General features: G+C 44.3%; 23 protein-coding genes and 4 tRNA genes. 20 read left to right on the top strand and 7 right to left on the bottom strand.

Annotated features, from left to right (window positions below; genetic code table 11):
• The first annotated feature begins 87 nt into the window (after positions 1-87).
• The gene (locus ACMVP2_RS05415; RefSeq protein WP_416866974.1) at positions 88-1,464 is read left to right on the top strand and encodes a TolC family protein; all 1,377 of its coding nucleotides are present in this window, start codon (positions 88-90) and stop codon (positions 1,462-1,464) included.
• A gap of 6 nt (positions 1,465-1,470) precedes the next feature.
• On the opposite strand, the gene ACMVP2_RS05410 is transcribed toward ACMVP2_RS05415, so the two are convergent.
• The 4 genes from ACMVP2_RS05410 to rsfS form a co-directional block, all read right to left on the bottom strand.
• The gene (locus ACMVP2_RS05410; protein WP_416866973.1) at positions 1,471-2,298 is read right to left on the bottom strand and encodes a hypothetical protein; all 828 of its coding nucleotides are present in this window, start codon (positions 2,296-2,298) and stop codon (positions 1,471-1,473) included.
• Positions 2,252-3,019: a UDP-2,3-diacylglucosamine diphosphatase gene (locus ACMVP2_RS05405; RefSeq protein ID WP_416866972.1), complete on the bottom strand. Its 768-nt coding sequence runs from the start codon at positions 3,017-3,019 to the stop codon at positions 2,252-2,254. The genes ACMVP2_RS05410 and ACMVP2_RS05405 overlap by 47 nt, the downstream gene beginning before the upstream one ends.
• Positions 3,020-3,084: 65 nt before the next feature.
• The gene (gene ftsH / locus ACMVP2_RS05400; protein ID WP_339787124.1) at positions 3,085-5,181 is read right to left on the bottom strand and encodes an ATP-dependent zinc metalloprotease FtsH; all 2,097 of its coding nucleotides are present in this window, start codon (positions 5,179-5,181) and stop codon (positions 3,085-3,087) included.
• Positions 5,182-5,249: 68 nt separating this feature from the next.
• A complete protein-coding gene (gene rsfS, locus ACMVP2_RS05395) occupies positions 5,250-5,642 on the bottom strand; it encodes a ribosome silencing factor (protein ID WP_416866971.1) in 393 nt (130 codons plus the stop codon).
• A 40-nt stretch (positions 5,643-5,682) separates the two neighbouring features.
• Between rsfS and ACMVP2_RS05390 the strand changes: the two genes are divergently transcribed.
• The 6 genes from ACMVP2_RS05390 (at position 5,683) to nadD (ending at position 10,143) form a co-directional block, all read left to right on the top strand.
• Positions 5,683-6,444, top strand: coding sequence for a biotin--[acetyl-CoA-carboxylase] ligase (locus tag ACMVP2_RS05390; protein ID WP_416866970.1), 762 nt, complete (start codon positions 5,683-5,685; stop codon positions 6,442-6,444).
• 85 nt (positions 6,445-6,529) lie between these two features.
• Positions 6,530-7,837, top strand: coding sequence for an adenosylhomocysteinase (ahcY, locus tag ACMVP2_RS05385; RefSeq protein WP_317487982.1), 1,308 nt, complete (start codon positions 6,530-6,532; stop codon positions 7,835-7,837).
• Between the two features lie 226 nt (positions 7,838-8,063).
• Entirely contained in the window at positions 8,064-8,642 is a 579-nt protein-coding gene (locus ACMVP2_RS05380; protein WP_151998053.1) for a sigma-70 family RNA polymerase sigma factor, read from the top strand.
• 37 nt (positions 8,643-8,679) lie between these two features.
• Positions 8,680-8,949 carry a zf-HC2 domain-containing protein gene (locus ACMVP2_RS05375; RefSeq protein ID WP_339787116.1) on the top strand — a complete coding sequence of 90 codons (270 nt, stop codon included), beginning with the start codon at positions 8,680-8,682 and terminating at the stop codon, positions 8,947-8,949.
• Complete coding sequence (gmk, locus tag ACMVP2_RS05370) at positions 8,949-9,509, top strand: guanylate kinase (protein ID WP_416866969.1); 561 nt, start codon at positions 8,949-8,951, stop codon at positions 9,507-9,509. The genes ACMVP2_RS05375 and gmk overlap by 1 nt, the downstream gene beginning before the upstream one ends.
• Before the next feature lie 61 nt (positions 9,510-9,570).
• The gene (gene nadD / locus ACMVP2_RS05365) at positions 9,571-10,143 is read left to right on the top strand and encodes a nicotinate (nicotinamide) nucleotide adenylyltransferase (RefSeq protein ID WP_416868192.1); all 573 of its coding nucleotides are present in this window, start codon (positions 9,571-9,573) and stop codon (positions 10,141-10,143) included.
• Positions 10,144-10,206: 63 nt separating this feature from the next.
• Here the strand turns inward: nadD and frr are convergent, their stop codons facing one another.
• From frr to ACMVP2_RS05350, 3 genes are all read right to left on the bottom strand, one after another.
• Positions 10,207-10,770, bottom strand: coding sequence for a ribosome recycling factor (gene frr / locus ACMVP2_RS05360; RefSeq protein ID WP_416866968.1), 564 nt, complete (start codon positions 10,768-10,770; stop codon positions 10,207-10,209).
• 11 nt (positions 10,771-10,781) lie between these two features.
• Complete coding sequence (gene pyrH / locus ACMVP2_RS05355; RefSeq protein ID WP_151997924.1) at positions 10,782-11,486, bottom strand: UMP kinase; 705 nt, start codon at positions 11,484-11,486, stop codon at positions 10,782-10,784.
• Positions 11,487-11,567: 81 nt separating this feature from the next.
• A complete protein-coding gene (locus tag ACMVP2_RS05350) occupies positions 11,568-12,071 on the bottom strand; it encodes a biotin/lipoyl-containing protein (protein ID WP_416866967.1) in 504 nt (167 codons plus the stop codon).
• 121 nt (positions 12,072-12,192) lie between these two features.
• Here ACMVP2_RS05350 and ACMVP2_RS05345 point away from each other — a divergent pair, with 121 nt between their 5' ends.
• From ACMVP2_RS05345 to rpoB, 13 genes are all read left to right on the top strand, one after another.
• Positions 12,193-14,673 (top strand): M1 family aminopeptidase, encoded by a 2,481-nt coding sequence (locus ACMVP2_RS05345; protein WP_416866966.1) that lies wholly within the window; start codon positions 12,193-12,195, stop codon positions 14,671-14,673.
• Positions 14,674-14,822: 149 nt separating this feature from the next.
• Positions 14,823-14,905 (top strand) — tRNA-Tyr (locus tag ACMVP2_RS05340).
• 82 nt (positions 14,906-14,987) lie between these two features.
• Positions 14,988-15,060, top strand: a tRNA-Gly gene (locus ACMVP2_RS05335).
• Positions 15,061-15,215: 155 nt separating this feature from the next.
• Positions 15,216-15,287 (top strand) — tRNA-Thr (locus ACMVP2_RS05330).
• A 60-nt stretch (positions 15,288-15,347) separates the two neighbouring features.
• The gene (gene tuf / locus ACMVP2_RS05325) at positions 15,348-16,535 is read left to right on the top strand and encodes an elongation factor Tu (protein ID WP_317487974.1); all 1,188 of its coding nucleotides are present in this window, start codon (positions 15,348-15,350) and stop codon (positions 16,533-16,535) included.
• 105 nt (positions 16,536-16,640) lie between these two features.
• Positions 16,641-16,711, top strand: a tRNA-Trp gene (locus ACMVP2_RS05320).
• A 21-nt stretch (positions 16,712-16,732) separates the two neighbouring features.
• The gene (secE, locus tag ACMVP2_RS05315) at positions 16,733-16,924 is read left to right on the top strand and encodes a preprotein translocase subunit SecE (RefSeq protein WP_151997928.1); all 192 of its coding nucleotides are present in this window, start codon (positions 16,733-16,735) and stop codon (positions 16,922-16,924) included.
• 24 nt (positions 16,925-16,948) lie between these two features.
• The gene (gene nusG, locus ACMVP2_RS05310) at positions 16,949-17,500 is read left to right on the top strand and encodes a transcription termination/antitermination protein NusG (protein WP_151997929.1); all 552 of its coding nucleotides are present in this window, start codon (positions 16,949-16,951) and stop codon (positions 17,498-17,500) included.
• Positions 17,501-17,504: 4 nt separating this feature from the next.
• Positions 17,505-17,948, top strand: coding sequence for a 50S ribosomal protein L11 (rplK, locus tag ACMVP2_RS05305; RefSeq protein WP_151997930.1), 444 nt, complete (start codon positions 17,505-17,507; stop codon positions 17,946-17,948).
• Between the two features lie 10 nt (positions 17,949-17,958).
• Positions 17,959-18,657 carry a 50S ribosomal protein L1 gene (gene rplA, locus ACMVP2_RS05300; RefSeq protein ID WP_339787100.1) on the top strand — a complete coding sequence of 233 codons (699 nt, stop codon included), beginning with the start codon at positions 17,959-17,961 and terminating at the stop codon, positions 18,655-18,657.
• A 2-nt stretch (positions 18,658-18,659) separates the two neighbouring features.
• The gene (rplJ, locus tag ACMVP2_RS05295; RefSeq protein WP_339787098.1) at positions 18,660-19,193 is read left to right on the top strand and encodes a 50S ribosomal protein L10; all 534 of its coding nucleotides are present in this window, start codon (positions 18,660-18,662) and stop codon (positions 19,191-19,193) included.
• A gap of 33 nt (positions 19,194-19,226) precedes the next feature.
• Positions 19,227-19,613: a 50S ribosomal protein L7/L12 gene (rplL, locus tag ACMVP2_RS05290; RefSeq protein WP_339787096.1), complete on the top strand. Its 387-nt coding sequence runs from the start codon at positions 19,227-19,229 to the stop codon at positions 19,611-19,613.
• Between the two features lie 144 nt (positions 19,614-19,757).
• Entirely contained in the window at positions 19,758-23,624 is a 3,867-nt protein-coding gene (gene rpoB, locus ACMVP2_RS05285) for a DNA-directed RNA polymerase subunit beta (RefSeq protein ID WP_416866965.1), read from the top strand.
• Positions 23,625-23,634: the final 10 nt, after the last annotated feature.

Raw genomic sequence — 23,634 nt, 5'->3', positions numbered from 1 at the left:
AACAACAACTATAATTAATTGATAATCAGTGCATTAAATAAATGGCATATTCATTGGTAAATAGGAGATGGACTTGAAAAAATGGATATGAATTTTATTAGAATAACAAAGGGATTTCTTTTTACGCTTACTCTAGGTTTCATGACTCTTCCAAGCGCTTCGTTTGCGCAGGAAGAGGTACAGGTGCTAACTCTTGATGACTGTATCAGAATTGCGTTAGAAAACAACCTCGATATTAAGAGAGCACAGAATAATACAATTTCAGCGAAAGCGTTCAGAATTCAATCAATTGCTAATTTTCTCCCCAACTTAAGCGCCAATCTTAGTGAGAGTATCAATTTTGGGTATAGTTTTGACCAGACTGCTGGAAGACAAGTCAATGTGACTACATATCAAACGTATCCAAGTGCGCAAAGCACCGTAAATATCTTTAATGGTCTGTCTAATATCAATAATGTTAGGAGACGAACAAATGAGTTAGATGCCGCTGAAGAGGCTGTAGAAGCATCCAGAGTGCAAGTTAGAGCCGATGTTTTAGGGGCTTATTTGAATGTAATCCTGGACAGGGAAAACATCAAAATTTCTGACGAACGGGTGACGCTTCTACAGTCGCAGTTGGAGCGTGAGGAAAAGAGAGTTTCTGTAGGAGTGAGCAACCCAGAGTCCGTATTCAATTTTAGATCCCAGGTAGCTAACGAGAAGCTGGTTCGAGTTCAGGCAGAGAATACTTTCCGAAGGGATAAATTGGCTCTCATTCAAATGCTTCAGCTTGACGCTACCAAAGATTATGAAATTGAAGGCGTCTCTCTTGACGATATTGACGTAATTTCAGACGTTCAGCCATATAGTGAGGTCTTAGCCTCTAGCTTAAACTATTCACCTGCGTTGAAACGGGCAAATTTTAACCAACAGGCTTCAATATATCAATTTAAGCAGGCGGGAGCGGCCCGATACCCAAACATTGCAGTGCAAGGCCAATACGGATCAAGTTATTCTTCCAATGGCGCCAGAGATCCCATAACGAATGAACATGTTGCCGATGCAACATTCAGAACACAGATGGGATGGAATCAATACAAGGGGGTTGGCATCGGAATTAATATACCAATTTTTACCCGCTGGCAAACCAGTGCTAACATTCAAGCAGCAAAAGTTAACATGTTCAATGCTGAGCTGGATGTGAAACAGGCACAGCAAACTATTACTAATGCTATTCAATTAGTCTACAATGATCTACAGGCAGCAATAAGCACCTATAATGCTGCACAAGAAAATATTGACGCTCTCACACAGTCATACAATTTTTCTCAGACCAGGTATGAAGCTGGAAGCACCGACTTTTATACTTATTTGGAGAGCCTAAACAATAAAAACAGGGCGGAGATTCAATTGGCTAACGCCAAATACAGCATAGTCTTCAGAAAGAAAATTCTCGATATTTATCGGGGCATCGCAAATGAATAACAACAGTTAACGAAGGAGGTCAAAGCCTCCTTCTTTTTTTGTCCCTACCACACGATGACCAATCAGCAGGGCATGCAAATAAGTGTCAGGTAAACTGATTTCGTTTTTCTCGCTACTGTATAGATCCTGGATAAAAATACTGCCGCTACTTGTCAGGTAGAGCTGATTCTTCGAAAAACAAAAGAAGTTGCAAGCCGGGCTGTCGATTATCCCCTGATAATTTCCGAGGTTGTCAAAGTAAGCAATGCCCCCATTATCCAGAGCGGCAAAAAGCACGTTCTGGTATTCCCTAATGAATAGAATCTTGCCATTCACCGGTATCGATGAGTTGAAAGGAATTTTCGTCTGGATTTTTTGATCAATCGGATCGAACTTGATCAACCCGTTGTACGACTCGTCGATCAGCCAGAACGAGTTATCCTGCGAGGGGCAGGCGAGCCGTATAAAGCTCTGAGACTTGCCCGTGAGGTCATACTCGGTGGTGGGAGACATAAACCTGTCGAGTATGACGATAGATTGAAATTCTTCGTAAAACAGAAAGGTCTTTAGTGGGTTCCAGGGATCAATCAGCGTGACTTGCCCCAACCTTCTGGGAGAGTAGTTCACAATCTGTCTGGCCGTGGTGTCGTATTTGGCTACGGTGCCGTTCTTAAATGCAAGATAGAAATCGCCTCTTCTGTCTACCGACTGAGCCGTGACAACTGGCCCGGGCACATTTTTTTCCACCACTAGCTGGGCCCGGCATAAGAAACCAGATAAGAGTAGAGCCAGACATGCGACAGCAGTCTTATTCAAACCTTTTGAGCTCAACTTTTTTTCCGTCAAATACCGCATAAGTACAGTGGTTGATCCACTCGCCTAAGTTAATGTATCTGCTGCTCTTCCCAACTTCCAGGTCAAGGGGCAGGTGCCTGTGCCCGAAAATATAGTAGTCGTGGTGCTCTTTGGCTTCAGCTTCTTTGCAATATGTCCAAAGCCATTCATCATCCCCCAGGAAGGCCTCGTCGTACTTCAGGTTACTGATCCTGCTGTTGCTAGACCATTTGTGAGCGATGGCCATTCCCACATTGGGGTGCAGCCATTTGAATGCCCATTGGCAAAGCTTGTTCCTGAAAATCTTCTTAAGAAATTTATATCGATAGTCGCCGGGCCCAAGACCATCGCCGTGACCCACCAGCAGCTTTACTCCGTTAATGACGTAGCTCTTGTTTTTATGGTACACGGGTATTCCAAACTCTTCAGTAAAGTAGCTGGCCATCCACATATCGTGGTTGCCTGAGAAAAAGATGACTGGAATGCTTTTATCAACCAGCTCAGCAATTTTCCCCTGAAACCGGGCAAAGCCTTTGGGGATTACATGGTTGTACTCAAACCAGAAGTCAAAAATATCGCCGACAAGAAAAATGGCAGCGGCAGAGTCTTCGATACTTGCCAGCCATTTCACCACCTTGTTCTCCCTTTCCCGGCTCTTTGTTTGGTTAGGGGCTCCAAGGTGAAAATCACTGGCAAAATAGATCAATTTCCCATCCGGGAGGGTACCGTTGTCAAACTGCATATGGGTACAAAATAAAAAGATCAGGCGTTAACCTGATCTTTGAATCAAATATTATTTACAGAAGATTACTTTTTGGTTGTATCCTCAACTACGTCTGAGGTTTCTTCATTTGTAACTTCCTCTGCTACCGATTTTTTCAAAGCTTCAACTTCATCATCGGTTTTTTCTTCACCTTCGACCACTGCTTCTACTCCCTCTCCGTTGGCGTTATTGTTGGTAAATGCCTGGTAGGTGGTTTGCTTTTCAAAGGGGCGTTTGCCAATCAGCCTTTCCAAATCATTCTGGAAAATGATTTCCTTCTCCAGAAGCTCTTTGGCGATAACTTCAAGCTCTTTCTTATGCTTGGTTAGCATCTTCTTCGTACGCTCGTAGGCAGTGGAAATAATGTTTCTCACCTCAGAGTCTATAGTTTCGGCAGTTGATTCAGAATAGGGCTTGTTGAAGGCGTATTCCGACTGCTTTGAATCATAGAACGAAACGTTGCCAATTTTATCATTCATGCCATAGATCGTCACAATGCTGTAGGCCATCTTGGTTACCCTCTCCAAATCGCTCAGCGCTCCGGTCGATATCTTACCAAAAATAATCTCCTCAGCGGCACGACCACCCAAAGCCATACTCATCTCATCAAGCAACTGCTCAGTTTGGTACAGGAACTGCTCTTTCGGCAGATACTGCGCATACCCAAGCGCCGCAATACCACGGGGAACAATGGATACTTTCACCAACGGATCGGCGTGCTCAAGGAACCAACCGGCCACTGCATGACCAGCTTCATGGTAGGCAACAATTTTCTTTTCTTCCGGCGAAATGATTTTTGTCTTTTTCTCCAGACCACCAATAACTCTGTCAATGGCATCCTGAAAGTCTTGCATGTCAACGGCTTCTTTGTCTCTTCTGGCTGCGATAAGTGCGGCCTCGTTACACACGTTGGCAATTTCAGCACCGGCAAAGCCTGGAGTTTGTGCAGCCAGTTTTTTCACGTCCACATCTTTCGACATCTTAATAGGCTTCAAATGCACTTTGAAAATAGCCTCTCTGCCAATTACATCTGGCTTATCAATACTGATTTGACGGTCAAACCTGCCCGGGCGCAGCAAAGCGCTGTCAAGCACGTCGGGGCGGTTAGTAGCCGCAAGGATGATAACACCTGAGTCCGTAGCAAAGCCATCCATTTCAACCAGCAGCGAGTTCAGCGTATTCTCTCTTTCATCGTTGGAGCCAGGCACCTGGCCTCTGCCTCTTGAGCGACCAATAGCGTCAATCTCGTCTATGAACACTATACATGGCGCTTTTTCTTTCGCTTGCTTAAACAGGTCACGTACCCTTGCAGCACCTACACCCACAAACATTTCCACAAAGTCGGAACCCGAAAGTGAGAAGAAAGGCACAGCAGCCTCACCAGCTACCGCTTTCGCCAAAAGTGTTTTACCTGTGCCCGGAGGGCCTACCAGCAAAGCACCCTTAGGTATTTTACCACCCAGCTTAGTAAATTTGGCTGGGTTCTTTAGAAAGTCTACAATTTCTTTTACCTCTTCTTTGGCCTCGTCAAGTCCTGCCACATCCACGAAGGTGATCTTCACCTTGTTTTCTGCATCAAACAATGCGGCTCTTGATTTTCCAATATTGAAAATCTGTCCGCCAGGTCCGCCGCCACCGGTCATCCGGCGCATCAAAAACCAGAAGCCGAACAGGATCAGGAACAAGAAACCCCAATTAAAGAAAATGTTGGTGATGTCAGACCCTTCCTCGATTTTGTACTCAATTCTCTGGTTGTCAGGCAGCCCTTTCTCAATCTCCCGAAACTTCTCATCGAAGTTGTCGGCTGAAATGATTTTGAATTTGTAGTGTGGCCCCTGGCTGAGCGAGAAAGGATTTCTCTGCTCCAACTCTACCTTGTATTTACTGTTATTGAGTGCTTCTTCTTTTAATGTTACTTCAACAAGGTTTTGCGTTCTTAAAAGCACCACCCCTTTCACATCATTGCTGAGCAGCATTTGCTCAAACCTTTTTTGCGAAATAGTTACTGATGAAGAGCTGTTGTTGAAATAAGTAATTCCCAGCACTACCGCCAGAAGAGTTAGAATCACCCAAATTTGATAATTGGGTCTCTGCGGAGGCTTTGGAATCAGGTTTTTCCTCGGTCTATCTTGATTTGCCATTCTTTAATCTTTCTAAATCTAAATCTATTGTACAGATTGATAAAACGCTTTTCTATCGCTAATGTTCCTTAAATGGATGAGCTTTCCACCGGAGTGATCACTGCATCTCCCCAAAGCTCTTCCAGCGAATAGAAATCACGCTTATCTTTTTTGAATATGTGAGCTACCACATCTATGTAATCCAAAAGGATCCACTCTTTGTTTTGCTTACCTTCTTTTTTCCAGGGGGACTGTTTTGAAGCTTTAAAAACGAATTCTTCTACAGAATCACAAATGGCATCTATTTGAGTGTCCGAGTTGCCAGAACAGATAATGAAATAATCAGCTACAGCATTTTTTACATTTCTCAGATCCAAAACTACTATGTCGTGGGCTTTCTTTTCTGCCATTCCCCGCACCACCAAATCATTGAGTTCAACCGTTTTAGGTTCAACTGGCATTTTGCCCTTTTTTACTGTCATTCAAAACATTTTACTTTGTCTACAAAACTACGAAAAAAGATTGCACAAAATTTTCTCCAAAAATCTCTTTATCGGCAAAAAGGTCGTTTACCTGCCAAAATGTCACTCAACCAACTCGATAGCTACACAATTGGCCGAAATAGAGCATGTCAACGAAGGTGCAGTGGTGATAGCCGACGAGCAATTGGCAGGCCGGGGCCAAAGAGGCAACTCCTGGGAGTCGGAGCCAGGTAAAAATATCATGATGTCGGTGGTGCTGAAGCCCACTTTCTTAAAGCCTTCACAGCAGTTTTTTTTAAACATCATTGTGTCAATTGCGGTTAAAAAGACGCTAAGCGAATTTGGACTTGAGAATGTAAAAGTCAAATGGCCTAATGATATATATGCAGGCAATAAGAAGATTACTGGCATCCTGATTGAAAGTACGCTGAAAGGAAGCATGATCGAAACTTCAGTTGTGGGAGTAGGCTTAAACGTGAATCAATTGGTATTTACCACAGAAAAAGCCACCTCAATGGCGCTTGAAGCGGGAAGCGGCCTGGACAAGGAACTTGTGCTAGAGAAGTTGTCCCGGAATATTGAGTCTTTATACCTTCAACTTAAAGGTGGCGCCTCTGAAAAACTGAAGGCAGACTATTTGAAGTCCATGATAGGATGGGGGGAACAGCGGTCATACCGTGACAAAGAGGGAACGTTTGAGGGAGAAATTCTTGGTGTTTCTGAACTTGGAAAACTTAAGGTTGAACGAGAGGGAAATGTAAAGGAGTACGACTTAAAAGAGATCGAGTTCTTATGGAAGTAGTCACTCCTTAAAAGCTTCTTCCGTTTGGCTTACAAAAAGTTATGCGCTACTTTTGCATCGATTTATAAATCAATATTATCATAAAATGATTGAAACAAGTCTTAATTACAAAGTAAAAGACATTTCACTGGCCGATTGGGGCAGGAAAGAAATCCGTCTGGCAGAAGCCGAAATGCCTGGTTTGATGGCACTTCGGGAAGAATATGGCGTTTCCAAGCCTCTTAAAGGAGCCCGTATTGCAGGTTGTTTACACATGACCATTCAAACAGCCGTTCTTATTGAAACGCTGGTTGAACTGGGTGCAGATGTTACCTGGTCTTCCTGTAATATCTTTTCTACACAGGATCATGCCGCAGCTGCTATTGCCGCCGCTGGTGTTCCCGTGTTTGCTTGGAAAGGCATGAATGCCGAAGAGTTTGACTGGTGTATCGAGCAGACACTATTTTTTGGTGAGGACAGGAAGCCTCTCAATATGATCCTTGACGATGGTGGCGACCTTACCAATATGGTGCTGGACAAATACCCTGAGATGGTACCTGGTATTAAAGGCCTTTCTGAGGAAACTACCACAGGCGTTCACCGCTTGTACGAAAGAATGAAAAAGGGCACCTTGCCCATGCCTGCGATCAACGTGAACGACTCTGTAACCAAGTCTAAATTTGACAATAAATATGGTTGCCGTGAGTCGTTGGTAGATGCCATTCGCAGAGCTACCGACGTGATGATGGCCGGCAAAGTGGCTGTTGTTGCTGGATTTGGTGACGTAGGAAAAGGTTCCGCTGAGTCGCTTAAGAGCTGTGGTGTCAGGGTGATTGTATCTGAGATCGACCCTATCTGCGCTTTGCAGGCAGCTATGGAAGGATACGAAGTAAAGAAAATGGCCACTGCCGTTAAAGAAGCTGATATCATTGTAACCGCTACAGGCAACAAGGACATCATCAAAGAAGAGCACTTCAGAAGCATGAAGGACAAGGCTATTGTTTGTAACATTGGCCACTTTGACAATGAAATTGACATGGCGTGGTTAAATAGCAACTACGGTCAGACAAAAGTTGTGATAAAGCCGCAAGTAGACCTTTACAATATCGAAGGATCAGAGATACTTGTTTTGGCTGAAGGACGTTTGGTGAACCTTGGTTGTGCCACTGGTCACCCATCTTTTGTAATGTCAAATAGCTTTACCAATCAGGTGTTGGCGCAATTGGAGCTTTGGACAAACACCGACAAGTACGAAAATGCGGTGTACACATTGCCTAAGCACCTCGACGAGAAGGTAGCGAGATTGCACCTGGCTAAGATTGGTTGCGAACTTGATACACTTAGCCCCGATCAGGCCGAATACATAGGCGTTTCTCTTGAAGGCCCATACAAGCCTGATTATTACCGTTACTAAAATTACTGACATAATTTCATGACAGAGAAAAGGCCCCCAAAAAGGGCCTTTTTTTAATATTTTGAGTGAAAGTAGGTGAAAACAGTCCGTATTTCGCAAATTGGGCTGGTTAACAAACCCGGGTGATTTGTCGTATTATGTAAAAAGAGATTGATTCTAAATAGCCCGCCAGTTGGGCAAGGAATTTGCTGAATTCATTGACATGTCAACAACCGTAACAGAAACCATGGAAGGGCCAAAGCGGCACAGCTATAGTGACTCAAAGAAGATGAAAATCTTTAACGGGGAATTTTTGCCGCATATTGACTCGATGTACAATTTTGCCTACCGCCTTACTTTTGACGACGATGAGGCAAAGGATCTTGTGCAGGAAACTTATTTTAAAGCTTTTCGATTTATAGATTCCTTTCAGGAAGGAACCAACGCCAAGGCGTGGTTGTTCCGAATCTTGAAGAACAGCTTCATCAACGACTTCAGGAAGAAAAGTAAGGAGCCTGCTAAAGTTGATTATCAGGAAGTTGAAACTTATTACAACTCGGATGATGTTGATGAACATATAACGGTCGACCTGAGAGTAGACGCTTTGCAAAACATGATTGGTGATGAGGTCTCCAATGCGCTGAATGCGCTGGATGTAGACTTCAGAACAGTAATCATACTTTGTGACTTGGAAGGTTTTACCTACGAGGAGATGGCGAAAATTCTCGACATTCCGATAGGTACCGTGAGATCGAGATTGCACAGAGCCAGAAACTTACTCAAGGAGAAGCTAAAATCATATGCTCAGACAATGGGCTACAAATAATTTTTTTCGTAATTTTCGTGATTGAAATTGACAGAGAATGGAACAAAGTTCTGCAAAGGAAGGCTGCAAGGAGTCAGTGAAATGTATTGAAATTTTGCATCTGCTACTTGACAATGAGGCGTCGCCAACTCAGGAAGATTATTTGCGGAGTCACCTCGATAGCTGCCTGCCCTGTTTGAAAAACTACAAAGTTGAAACGGAGATTCGAAACATCTTGCGTACCAAGCTTGAAAAGCGTGAAGTTCCTGCAGATTTGCTCAACTCAATAAAATCGAAAATTTCTGTTTCTCTTGCCCCTGAAGGTTAATGCGCAAAGCAATTATTTTTACTGCTCCGTCAGGTTCTGGTAAAACAACTCTGGTAAAACATCTTTTAGATCATATCCCTTCCCTTGCCTTTTCTATTTCGGCCACAACAAGGAAACCTCGAAACCAGGAGGTGAACGGAAAAGACTATTACTTCCTCTCGTTTAGCGATTTTCAGAGTAAAATCGAAAGAGACGAATTTATAGAATGGGAAGAGGTGTACAACGGATCTTTTTACGGCACACTCAAGGAAGAGATAGACAGGATATGGGCTTTGGGGAAAGATGTTATTTTTGATGTGGAAGTACACGGTGCGCTCAACCTCAAGAAATACTTTGGAGACGACGCCCTGGCGGTATTTGTGAAAGTGCCTGATTTAAACACCCTTCAGGAAAGACTTCAAAAGCGTGACACAGAAACAGCAGACACACTCGAAAAGCGCCTCCAGAAGGCTAAATATGAAATGACCTTCGAAAAGCGACTGGATGTGACTGTGCTCAATGACGACCTGCAGAAGGCGAAAGACTTGTCGCTCCAATTTGTGAAAGATTTTTTAGCTTAGCTTTTCGAATCACCTTCGCTGGCGTGTGACGAGGTACTGCCAGGAAAAAAACATCAATCTATTGGATATCGGTCTCTATTTTGGTTCATTTAATCCTATCCATGTTGGGCACCTCATTATTGCCAACACTATGTTGGAGAATACCGAAATTGAAGAGGTGTGGTTTGTTGTCAGCCCTCAGAACCCACTGAAGAAGCGAAGCAACCTGGAGCATGAGTTTGACCGGTTCGACCTGGTGCAGGCTGCTATTCACGACAACTATCATTTCAAAGCCACTGATGTCGAGTTTCATATGCCCAAACCAAGCTTTACAGTGGATACCCTGGCATATTTAACGGACAAGCATCCGCAGCATAAATTCAAGCTCATAATAGGGGAGGACAATCTCGCCTCTTTTCCTAAATGGAAAAACTTTAATGTCATTTTAGAAAACCACGGGTTGCTCGTGTACCCACGGCCCCAGTCGAATCCGTCCGAGCTTAGAGATCATCCAAACGTGAAAATTGTTGATGCTCCTTTACTAGACATATCGGCCACATTTATTCGGAAACAAATAAAAATGGGCAAGTCGGTGAAGTACCTGATCCCCGACAGTGTAAATGAAATGATAGAACGGAGGAAGCTTTATTTGTAATGCAAAAAAAAGAGCCGTGGTTGAATACCCCAGCTCCCCAATGATTTAGTATTGTCGGCGGCACTACACCGTCATGATCTCCACTTCTTTTGCATCTACAAGCTTGTCGATTTTTAATGAGTGCGAATCGGTAAGCTTTTGCACTTCATCCTCAGCCCTCTTCACGTCGTCTTCAGCAGCCCCTTCTTTCATCAGCTTTCTGATCGATTCGTTGGCATCCTTCCTGATGTTTCTCACACTCACTTTGGCCGTTTCCGCCTCCGCTTTTACTTGTTTGACGAGGTTCTTCCTTCTTTCTTCAGTCAGGGGAGGAACGTTGATCATGACCATCTCCCCGTTGTTTTGGGGGTTTAAGCCCAGGTCGCTATTGATGATCGATTTCTCAATTTCCGAAATCATATTTTTTTCCCAGGGCTTAATAGCAAGTGTCCTTGCATCGGGCGTATTGACAGATGCAACTTGCTGTATGGGAGTCATGGCACCATAGTAATCGACCATGATACCATCAAGCATGTTGGGCATTGCTTTTCCTGCCCTTATTTTTGCGAGCTCTGCCGAAAAATGAACAATGGCTTTGTCCATCAATTCTTTAGCTTCCTCTAGAAATAGTTGTATCTCCTCATTCATTCTTAAAAAAGTTAATTTATCAGAGTGCCCACTTCCTCGCCTTTCACAACATTAATGAGGTTGCCGGGCTTGTTCATATCAAATACAATAATCGGTAGATTGTTTTCCTGACATAGCGTAAAGGCGGTCATGTCCATTACATTCAATCCCTTTTCGTAAACTTCCTGAAAAGAAATCTGAGCGTATCTGGTGGCATTTGGATCTTTTTCGGGGTCAGCTGAATACACACCATCCACACGGGTGCCTTTCAGCACAACATCGGCTTCAATTTCAATAGCCCTTAAGCTGGCAGTGGAGTCCGTAGTGAAATAAGGATTGCCTATGCCAGCACCAAAAATCACAATTCTGCCTTTTTCGAGATGCCTGATAGCTCTCCTTCTGATAAAAGGCTCACAAACTTGCTCCATTTTTATACCTGACATAAGGCGGGTAAACATGCCATGGGCCTCAAGTGCGCTTTGCAGTGCCATAGCATTTATCACTGTTGCCAGCATCCCCATATAGTCGCCTTGAACCCTGTCTATCCCTATGGTAGATGATTGCACGCCACGGAAGATATTACCACCACCAATAACAATGGCCACTTCAAGGCCCTCATCTTTTACTTTTCTTATTTCCTGGGCATATTGTTCAAGTTGTGCGGGGTCAATGCCATATTTCTGACCACCCATGAGTGCCTCGCCGCTTAGTTTTAGTAATATTCGTTTGTATTTCATAGAGCCGGTCTTCCGTGCTTTTGTATGGGGTAAAAGAATGGTTAAATCAGGCAAATATAAATGAAAGCCTTCGACTATGCCTTAGGAAAATGTAATTAGTACCTGATTTTTTTCAACGCTTTGCCCTTTTTCAACAGAGATAGCCTTGATAATTCCGTCACCAGGCGATTTAAGCACGTTTTCCATTTTCATGGCTTCCAAAATCAGAATGGGATCGCCCTGATGAACCTCCTGGCCCTCGCTCACCTTTATTTCGTGGATAAGCCCGGGCATAGGCGCTTTCAGGTCGTTGGCTTTTTTTGCTGTGGTATTTGAGATGCCCAGTTTTTCAAGTAAAATATCCATCTTGTCTTTGACAGTCACCTCCACCTTTTTTCCGTTTACCAACAACGAAACCATTTTCGAAGCCTTGTCGGTGCCAACTATTTCCACCTCAAAAGCCTTCCCACTCTTTATTACGTGATAGTGATTTGGTTTCACCTCAACTACCTCATGATTAAATAAGTCGCCATTCAGGTAGACCTCCCCATTTGTTTGGTAGTCAACGTCGATTTCTTTTTGACCTTTTATAAGTACCTTCGCCATGAGTTCTTTTTTGGCAAAATACGACATAATATTTTGTGATGATATGGGCAGGAAAACTTTAGAAGGAAAGCTTGGGTCGGGAACAGCATTGCTCTCAGTCACATGTATATTATTATTAACAATGGTTGGCTGTAGGTCTTCCTATCAGGCTTCGTCAAACGCCGCTGGGGCTGAAGAAGCCATTGTTGAAATAGATTTGCCCCCCTACCAACCCGCCAGTCCCAGGTTTTTCGACATCCTGCACACCCGCCTTGACCTGGAATTCGATTGGGAAAACAAATGGGTGATTGGTCAGGCTGACATCACCCTCAAGCCCTACTTCTATCCTCAGAACCAACTGATGCTGGATGCGAAAAGCTTCGAAATCATCGGCTGTGATTTAGTGGCGAACTCGGCCGCTGTTCCTTTGGAGTTCCAGTACGACGGTGAGGCCGTTTATATTAATTTGGAAAAGGACTATAAGAGATCGGACACACTGTCGATCAAAATGAGGTACATCGCCAAGCCATATGAGCAAGCAGCACAAACCGGGCAGGCAGTAACCTCCGACCGGGGCTTGTTCTTCGTTAACCCATCTGGTGCCGACACCCTGAAGCCTAAGCAACTGTGGACGCAAGGTGAGACACAATTCAACTCCCGTTGGTTTCCTACCATCGATGCACCTAATGAAAGATTTACTCAGGAGATATTCCTGACTGTGGACTCTTCGCTAACCACGTTATCCAACGGTGTGCTTCAATCCTCTGATTATTTGGGAAACGGCCTTAAGAAAGACCATTGGAAACTTGATAAGCCGCATGCGCCTTACCTGGCCATGATTGCGGTTGGCAACTTTGCGAAGGTTGACGATTGGGCCGATTCACTCCAGCTGTCTTATTATGTGGAACCAGCTTTTGAAAAATATGCCAAGGACATCTTTGGGAACACGCCAGAAATGATTGCTTTCTTTTCTCAGGTGCTTGACTATCCTTATCCCTGGGCCAAATATGACCAGATTGTCGTCAGAGACTATGTGTCTGGGGCTATGGAGAATACAACGGCATCCGTTTTCATGGAAGACCTTCAGGTGAGCAGGAGGGAGCTGCTTGACGATCATTGGGACGGCATCATTGCACATGAGCTCTTTCACCAGTGGTTTGGCGACCTGGTCACCTGTGAGTCGTGGGCTAACCTGGCGCTCAACGAGGGTTTTGCCAACTATAGCGAATACTTGTGGAACGAACACAAGTACGGAAAGGAAGAAGCGGACTATAATTTATGGATCGAAAAGGATAACTACCTGGCCGAAGTTGGCAGCGGCAAGGTGGACCCCATCATTAATTATTTCTACGAAAACCCTGATGACCTTTTTGATAGTCATCGCTATTCAAAGGCCGGGCTGGTGCTGCACATGCTTCGCAACTATACGGGGGATGAGGCTTTCTTTGCGTCACTCAATCATTACTTAAAGGCAAATGCCTATCAGTCAGTAGAAATTGACGACCTACGGAAGTCGTTTGAGGCTGTGACAGGCGAAGATTTGCAATGGTTCTTCGAGCAATGGTTCGAACTGCCCGGTCATCCGGTTTTGGAGGTATCAACGTCCTATGCCAATGATAGCCTCACTATCAACATCAACCAATTGCAGGTGTCCGATTCGATCGGGCTCTTTGTTTTCCCTCTGGATATTCAAATTTGGGAAGGTGCCACCAGCACAACCCACGAATTGCTAGTTGATGCTCCCGAGATTACGATGACTTTGCCGCTGTCAAAGGAGCCAGCATTGGTGGAGGTTGACCCGGAAAGGGTTTTGCTAGCCGAAATCTATCAGCCCAAAACAAGCCAGGAGTTGCTGATGGCCTTTTCTAATGGCAGTTCCTTTGCTCTTCGAAGAGAGGCACTGGAAACACTCTTTTCTGAAGGCGACTCCATTACGATAGGCAAGGCTGCCTTATTCGGTTTGGCGGACACATCCCCACGCCTGCGAGAGATGACACTGGATAATTTGGTTGGCCGGGGCCACCTGACTAATCCTGACATGGCAAAGGCTGTGCAAAAACTTACTACCGACAGCCGTTCGCTGGTGAGGGCAGCAGCATTCAGTGCTTATAGCGAAACGCAATCGGGCGATATAGATGAGGTGATGATGAAAGCACTTGCTGATTCTTCTTATAGTGTAATAGGGGCTGGTCTTGAGGTGCTACTTCAGGATTATGCAGAAGATCCTATTTGGCTCAGGGACTTTCTTGGCTTGACACACCTTAATATAGCAGCACCCATTGCTGGTTACTACAATCAGCAGGTGAAAGAGGGGCATCTTGACTGGTACAATAAGAACCTGCTTAGCTTTCGTGGCATGGATCGCTGGATGTTTCTGCAGTACTATATAGAGTACGTCGTGTTGACAGACCTCTTCAAGGATGAGTCAACAGCGAAGGTGCTTACTTATATTGCTACGAACGACAACGAATATTATAATCGAATTGCCGCTTTCCAGTCGATGACACTGGTGATTCCGGAAACCCCCGAAAACAGGAATATACTGGCCTCAATCGCTGCAAAGGAGGAAGACCAGCGAGCGAAAGCCGTCATGAACAGCTTACTTGCTGCCGAAGGGAACTAAAGAAGTTGAAGTTCACCAGGAATATTTTCTACTTTTTAAATCAATTATTTGAATAAAACCAAAAAGCGTATAATTTTGCACTTCCTTTTAGAAACAGGCCCTTAACAGGCCTTTTTTTAACGGTTGTTCTTAGTCATTTTGTTTGATATGGGGGAATACCAAAGCGGCCAACTGGGGCAGACTGTAAATCTGCTGACTTATGTCTTCAGAGGTTCGAATCCTCTTTCCCCCACAGCGAAAGTTCTTTGTTTAGGACGTGTAATTGTATAACTTGCACGCCCTCTGAGCGAGGGACGTCAAACTTAGTACAATATGCGGGCGTAGCTCAGTTGGTAGAGCGACAGCCTTCCAAGCTGTAGGTCGCCGGTTCGAACCTGGTCGCCCGCTCTAGACAAAGAACATAAGAGGTGGAGTCATTCATCATTTATGTTCTTGTTTAATTTATGAACCGTAGTGCTAGGATACCTGTGACGCTGATAGTTTCTGGTTCAGGTAGCAGCTCAGCGGGTCAGGCATTGGCGGTGGAAGCCAAAGTCTTTTTTGCCGTTGTAGCTCAGAGGTAGAGCACTTCCTTGGTAAGGAAGAGGTCACGGGTTCAATTCCCGTCAACGGCTCTCTGTATTTTGAACATCTATTAACTGATATATTAATAACTAAATCGAGGATTATCAAATATGGCAAAAGCAAACTTTGATCGTTCTAAACCGCACGTAAATATTGGCACCATCGGTCACGTTGACCACGGTAAAACCACTTTAACGGCTGCTATTTCTGCAGTTCTTGCGGGTAAAGGACTGGCCGAAATTAAAGACTTCTCAGCGATCGATAACGCTCCAGAAGAAAAAGAAAGAGGTATTACTATCAATACTTCGCACATCGAGTACCAAACTGAAAAGAGACACTACGCTCACGTGGATTGTCCTGGTCACGCTGACTATGTGAAGAACATGGTTACTGGTGCTGCGCAAATGGACGGAGCGATCATCGTAGTGGCTGCGACTGACGGACCAATGCCTCAAACTAGAGAGCACATCCTTCTTTCTCGTCAGGTAGGTGTTCCTGCGCTTGTGGTTTTCATGAACAAAGTCGATTTGGTAGATGATCCAGAACTTCTTGAGCTTGTTGAAATGGAAATCAGAGAGCTTCTTACTTACTACGACTTCCCAGGTGATACTATTCCTGTTATTCAGGGATCAGCTCTGGGCGCACTTAACGGTGAAGCTAAGTGGGTAGCTAAGGTAGAAGAGCTTATGAACGCTGTTGATGAGCACATTCCACTTCCTGAAAGAGCGATCGACAAGGATTTCCTTATGCCTGTTGAAGACGTGTTCTCAATTACTGGTCGTGGTACAGTTGCCACTGGTAGAATTGAAAGAGGCGTAACCAACACAGGTGATGCAGTTGACATCATTGGTATGGGTGCTGAAGGTCTTAAGTCTACCATCACTGGTGTTGAGATGTTCCGTAAGATTTTGGATAGAGGCGAAGCTGGTGACAACGTAGGTCTGCTACTTAGAGGTATTGAGAAGTCTCAAATCCGTCGTGGTATGATCATCTGTAAGCCAGGTTCTGTGAAGCCTCACGCTCACTTCAAGGCCGAAGTTTACGTTCTTTCTAAAGAAGAAGGTGGACGTCACACTCCTTTCTTCAACAGATACAGACCTCAGTTCTACTTGAGAACTACTGACGTAACTGGTGAGATTACTCTTCCTGCAAACGTGGAAATGGTAATGCCAGGTGATAACATCACTATCGAGGTGAAATTGCTTAACCCGGTTGCTCTTGAGAAAGGTCTAAGATTTGCCATCAGAGAAGGTGGTAGAACCGTTGGTTCTGGTCAGGTGACTGAAATTCTTGACTAAGTTTTTAAATAGCTGAATGCGTTTCATCTTAATGGTGAAACGCATTTGCATATAATAAAACATTATCATACCTTTGCAGTCCGTTTTTCGGGCTGCATTCGTTAAACGGGTGTAGTTCAAGGGTAGAATAGCGGTCTCCAAAACCGTTGATGGGAGTTCGAATCTCTCCACCCGTGCTATAAAAACCGGAAGAATATATGAATAAACTGGTTGCGTTCGTAAAGGAGTCTTATGACGAGATGAGGACCAAGGTAACTTGGCCTAAATACTCTGAACTTCAGGGTAGCTCCGTGCTGGTGTTGGTGGCATCACTAATATTTGCTTTGTTCATCGGTGTTGTAGATTTGGCGTTTGAAAACGCTTTGAAATGGTTTTATAACGCCTTTTAATAGGCAGTATAAATATAGTGAAGGATGGGAGAAATTAATTGGTACGTGGTAAGAGCGGTAAGCGGGCAGGAGAAGAAAGTCAAGACCTACCTGGAGACTGAGATTACCAGACAAAATCTGGAGGAAACTATTCCTCAGGTTTTAATTCCGTCCGAGAAAGTATACGAAATGCGTAATGGTAAAAAGCGAGTAAGAGAGCGTAACTTTTTCCCAGGTTACATCATCATCGCCGCTGACCTTTCGCATGGAGAGATACTTCACACAATAACGAATATCCCTGGTGTAATAGGGTTTCTGGGTTCCAGAGACAAAACGAAAGCACCAGTACCTCTAAGGCAGAATGAAGTGAATCGGATACTTGGAAAAGTAGACGAAATGGATGAAGCCGAAGAGAAATTAGATACACCTTTTATAGTAGGTGAAATAGTGAAGGTGATGGATGGGCCATTTAGTGGTTTCACAGGAACGGTTGAGGAAGTATTCGAAGAAAGAAGAAAGCTTAATGTGATGGTGAAAATATTTGGCCGGAACACACCAGTTGAATTGAATTATTTCCAGGTAGAAAAACAGGATTAATAAAATGGCTAAAGAAATTAGCGGGTACTTGAAACTTCAAGTGCGTGGTGGACAAGCCAACCCTGCACCCCCGATTGGTCCGGCTTTAGGTAGCAAGGGTCTTAACATAATGGAGTTCTGCAAGCAGTTTAACGCTAGAACGCAGGAAAAGCAAGGTATGGTTCTTCCGGTATTAGTAACCATCTATACCGACAAATCTTTTGACTTTGTAATCAAGACGCCTCCTGCGCCAGTGTTGATAATGGAGGCTTCAAAGGTTAAGAAGGGATCTGCTGAACCCAACAGGGACAAGGTAGGATCAGTTACATGGGATCAGGTAAAGCAAATTGCTGAAACTAAGATGCCTGACCTGAACGCATTTACCGTAGAGTCTGCTATGAAAATGGTGGCCGGTACTGCAAGAAGCATGGGTGTTAGGGTAACAGGAGCTGCTCCTTGGGATAATTAATCAGAGAGAAATGGCAAAGCTTACTAAGAATCAAAAGGCCGTTGCGGCCAAAATAGATGTCAGCAAGGAGTATGGTGTTGATGACGCTGCCAAACTGGTAAAGGACATCACCTTCACTAAGTTCGATGCTTCTGTTGATCTCGACATCAGACTTGGAGTAGACCCTCGTAAGGCTGACCAAATGGTAAGAGGCGTAGTTGCCCTGCCACATGGTATCGGTAAAGAGGTAAAGGTATTGGTGCTTTGCACACCTGACAAAGAGCAGGAAGCAAAGGACGCAGGTGCCGACTTCGTTGGTCTTGATGACTACATTAAGAAAATTGAAGGTGGTTGGACGGATATCGATGTAATCGTTACCATGCCAACCGTGATGGCTAAAGTGGGTAAATTAGGAAGGGTACTAGGACCACGTGGTTTGATGCCTAACCCTAAATCAGGTACAGTTACTTTGGATGTTGGAAAAGCTGTAAAGGAAGTGAAAGCTGGTAAAATCGACTTTAAAGTTGACAAAACCGGTATCATCCATGCCAGCATTGGCAAGGTGTCTTTCCCAGCCGATCAGATCAGAGACAATGCGATGGAGATGATCCAGACTATTGCTCGTCTGAAGCCAAGTTCTTCTAAAGGCACGTACTTCAAAAGTATCCACCTTTCAAGCACCATGAGTGCAGGCATCACTATTGATAAAAATACGATAGGAGGGATTTAATCATGACAAGAGAAGATAAGGCAGTGCTCATTGAAGAGCTGAAAGAGAAGTTTTCCAACAATGGTCACTTCTATATTACTGATGCTTCCGGTCTTTCCGTTGCTGAAGTGAACAACTTCAGAGGTAAGTGTTTTGATAGCGGCGTTGAATACCGTGTAATCAAGAATTCACTTATCAGAAAGGCACTCGAGTCACTTGATGGTGATTTCACACCACTCAATGACACAGCTTTGAAAGGATTTTCAGGCGTTCTTTTCTCAAAAGAAGACGCAAAGGCTCCTGCAAAACTTATCAAAGACTTCAAAAAAGCTGATAAAGAAAGTCGACCTAAATTAAAGGCTGCTTCCATAGAAAAGGATTTATTCATCGGCGAACAGCATCTTGACATGCTTATTAGCTTGAAGTCTAAGTCCGAACTGATCGGAGAGGTAATTGGATTGCTCCAATCTCCGGCCAAAAACGTGATTGGCGCTCTTCAGAGTGGTCAGCACAAACTGGCAGGTATCGTAAAGACCCTGTCAGAAAAAGAATCATAAACGAACGTAGAAACAATTTAATTATTTTCAAAAATGGCAGATTTGAAAGCATTCGCAGAGCAACTGGTTAATCTTTCTGTAAAAGAAGTTAACGAGCTTGCGGCAATTCTTAAAGATGAGTATGGCATTGAGCCAGCCGCTGCTGCAGCTCCAGCAGCAGTTGCAGGTGGTGCTGCTGCAGGTGGTGGAGACGCCGCTGCAGAAGAGAAGAACTCATTTGATGTTATCCTTAAGTCAGCGGGAGCTGCTAAGCTTGCAGTTGTTAAGCTTGTGAAGGACCTTACTGGACTTGGCTTGAAAGAAGCTAAAGAACTAGTTGATGGTGCTCCTAAGGCAGTGAAAGAAGGCGTTGCTAAAGATGAGGCTGAAGCCCTTAAGAAGCAACTGGAAGAAGCTGGAGCTGAAGTAGAATTGAAATAATTTACTTTGCCACTTTTAGGTGGTGGCTCCAAGATAATAGACCTGGCTAGTGCGTCAGGTCTTTTCCTGTTTGTGCTAATTTAGCTACAGGAAGAAATTTACAACAGGGTTTATCCTTCTATTAAGAACTAAATCTTTAAAGCTTTGGCTAATAAAAAGACATCCGAAAGAATCAATTTCTCTTCCATTAAGCCAGTTATAGATTATCCTGATTTTCTTGACGTGCAACTCCAGTCTTTCAAAGACTTTTTCCAATTGGAGACGCCCGCAGAAAAGAGAATCCAGGAGGGACTTTTCAAAGTTTTTGCTGAAAACTTCCCTATATCTGACTCAAGAGAGAACTTCGTTCTTGAATTCATTGACTATACTGTAGATCCTCCAAAGTATTCTGTAGATGAGAGTATCGACAGGGGTCTTACTTACTCGGTTCCGCTTAAAGCGAAATTAAGACTTTCCTGCAACGACGCAGACAACGAAGACTTCGAAACCATCGAGCAAGAGGTGTTCCTTGGAAATATTCCTTACATGACTGAGAAGGGGTCTTTCGTGATCAACGGTGCTGAGCGTGTAATCGTTTCTCAGCTTCACAGATCACCAGGCGTTTTCTTTGCTCAAAGTAAGCACACCAACGGGACCAAGCTTTATTCTGCCAGGATCATACCTTTTAAAGGTTCCTGGATAGAGTTTGCCACTGACGTGAATAACGTCATGTACTCTTACATCGACAGGAAAAAGAAGTTTCCGGTGACCACTCTTTTGAGAGCCATTGGATACGGTACTGATAAAGACATTCTGGATCTTTTCGGTCTGTCTGAAGAAGTCGAAGCCAATCAGAAAAATCTGAAGAAAATTGTCGGCAGAAAGTTGGCCGCCAGGGTGCTACGTACCTGGACGGAGGACTTTGTGGATGAAGATACAGGTGAGGTTGTTTCTATCGACAGAAATGAGATTGTTCTCGAAAGAGATTCTATCATAGGAGAAGAAGACCTTGACACAATATTGGAGTCTGGCACTAAGTCAATCATCCTGCACAGGGAAGATGTGAACGTGACAGATTACGCTATTATATATAACACGCTTCAGAAGGATAATTCTAACTCTGAGAAAGAAGCGGTGGAGCAAATCTATCGCCAGCTTAGAAATACCGAGGCGCCTGATGAGCAAACAGCCAGAGATATTATCCAGAGTTTGTTCTTCAGTGATAAGCGTTATGACCTTGGTGAAGTAGGTCGTTACAGAATCAACAAGAAACTAGGTCTCGACATATCTTTCGACGTTCGGGTGTTAACAACCGAGGACATCGTAAGAATTGTGAAGTACCTGATCGGATTGATCAACTCCAAAGCTGTAGTTGATGATATTGACCACCTTTCTAATCGTCGTGTTAGAACCGTAGGTGAGCAGTTGTACAGCCAGTTCTCTGTTGGTTTGGCCCGTATGGCCCGTACCATCAAGGAAAGAATGAACGTGCGTGACAATGAGGACTTCAAGCCTGTTGATTTGATCAACGCCAGAACGCTGTCTTCAGTGATCAACTCGTTCTTTGGTACCAACCAGCTTTCGCAGTTTATGGACCAAACCAATCCTCTTGCTGAGATCACTCACAAAAGAAGGATGTCTGCCCTCGGGCCAGGCGGTTTGTCAAGAGAGCGTGCCGGTTTCGAGGTTCGTGACGTACACTATACCCACTACGGTCGCCTTTGTACCATTGAAACACCGGAAGGACCAAACATTGGTCTTATCTCTTCCTTGTGTGTGCATGCGAAAGTAAACAGCATGGGATTCATCGAGACTCCTTACCGCATGGTAGAGGGGGGTATCGTTGGAAACGACGTGTTTTACCTGACAGCCGAAGAAGAAGATACACATTATATTGCCCAGGCCAATGCGCCAATTGATGACAAGGGTAAGTATCTGAACGACAAAGTAAAGGCTCGTTTTGAAGGTGACTTCCCAGTTGTGGAACCACCTACGCTGAAGTACATGGACATTGCTCCTAACCAGATTGTTTCTGTTGCGGCGTCAATGATTCCTTTCCTTGAGCATGATGATGCCAACCGTGCTTTGATGGGATCGAACATGCAACGCCAGGCAGTTCCACTTCTTCGTCCACAGGCGCCAATCGTTGGTACCGGACTCGAAGGAAGAATTGCAAAAGACTCAAGAACGCTGGTGACAGCCGAAGGAAATGGCGAGGTTGTTTTTGTAGATGCTAAGAAAATAGTTGTTAGATACGATAGAGACGACGAGGGTGAACTAATCAGCTTCGACAACGAAAACGTAGAATACAACCTTATCAAGTTCAGAAGAACTAACCAGGACACTTGTATCAACCTGAAGCCTATTGTTTTCAAAGGGCAGAAAGTGGTTACTGGTCAGATACTCTGCGAAGGATTTGCGACTGAACAGGGCGAGTTGGCTCTTGGTCGTAACCTCCAGGTGGCATTCATGCCATGGCAGGGATACAACTTCGAGGATGCGATTGTAATCTCTGAGAAAGTAGTTCGTGACGATATATTCACTTCAATTCACATTGAAGAGTTTGAGTTGGAAGTAAGAGACACGAAACGTGGCGAAGAAGAACTTACTTCTGAAATCCCGAACGTTAGCGAAGAGGCTGTTAAAAACCTTGACGAGAATGGTATCATCAGGATTGGTGCGGACGTAAAAGAAGGAGACATCCTTATTGGTAAGATCACACCTAAGGGAGAAACTGATCCAACGCCTGAAGAGAAACTCCTTAGAGCGATCTTCGGCGACAAGGCCGGTGATGTGAAAGATGCTTCTTTGAAAGCTTCACCATCGCTAAGAGGTGTTGTTATTGACACCAAGCTATTCTCTCGCCCTAAGAAGGACAAAGACCTGAGAACTAAGTCTAAGAAGGAAGTGGAAGTACTTAAGAGTAAGTATTCCAATCAACTTCTTGAGCTTCGCAACCGAATGGTGAAGAAGCTGACTACTCTGCTTGAAGGCAAGACGTCGCAAGGTGTTAAGCATAAGTTCGGCGATGAATTGATCTCCAAAGGGGTGAAGTTCAATGGTCGTAACATCGACGAGAATCTGTTCCCACCTAAGAACGTTTACAGAGACGAAAGTAACTACAACGTTCCGGAGGAGGCTAACCTGATTTCCGATGTAAATCTTGATAACTGGACAACCGATGCTCATGTGAATGAGAACATCGTAAAGCTGGTCAAGAACTACATGAAGGCAAGGAATGAAGTTGCCGGTGATTTCAAGAGAGCAAGATTCACTCTTGAGGTTGGTGATGAACTGCCTGCTGGCATCGTTCAGCTTGCCAAGGTTTACGTGGCTAAGAAGCGTAAGCTGAAAGTAGGTGATAAAATGGCCGGCCGTCACGGTAACAAAGGGGTGGTTGCAAAGATTGTTCGTGAAGAGGATATGCCGTTTACAGAGGACGGAACACCAGTTGATGTTGTTCTTAACCCGCTAGGTGTACCTTCTCGTATGAACATTGGTCAGATATACGAAACTGTACTTGGTTGGGCAGGTTTGAAGTTGGGTCGTAAGTATGCCACTCCAATTTTCGACGGTGCTTCAATGGAGCAGGTCGCAGCAGAGTTGAAGGAGGCAGGTTTGCCTGATTTTGGCAGAACTTACCTGACCGATGGTCTTACCGGTGTTCGTTTCGATCAGCCTGTTACAGTCGGTGTGATTTATGTGCTGAAACTTGGTCACCTCGTTGATGACAAAATGCACGCTCGTTCAATCGGACCTTACTCTCTTATTACCCAGCAGCCGCTTGGTGGTAAGGCACAGTTTGGTGGTCAGCGATTTGGTGAAATGGAAGTTTGGGCACTTGAAGCATTCGGTGCATCCAACATCCTTCAGGAAATCCTTACCATTAAGTCCGATGATGTTGTTGGCCGTGCCAAAGCATATGAGGCGATAGTGAAAGGTGAGAACATGCAGAAGCCTGGAATTCCTGAATCATTCAATGTATTGGTTCACGAACTTCGTGGTTTGGCACTTGAAATCACTCTTGACTAAAAAATCCCAA

Source organism: Imperialibacter sp. (assembly GCF_048007035.1).
Taxonomy (GTDB): Bacteria; Bacteroidota; Bacteroidia; order Cytophagales; family Cyclobacteriaceae; genus Imperialibacter.
Note: the sequence above shows the minus strand (reverse complement) of the source record. Positions and strands in the feature narration are given on the sequence as shown.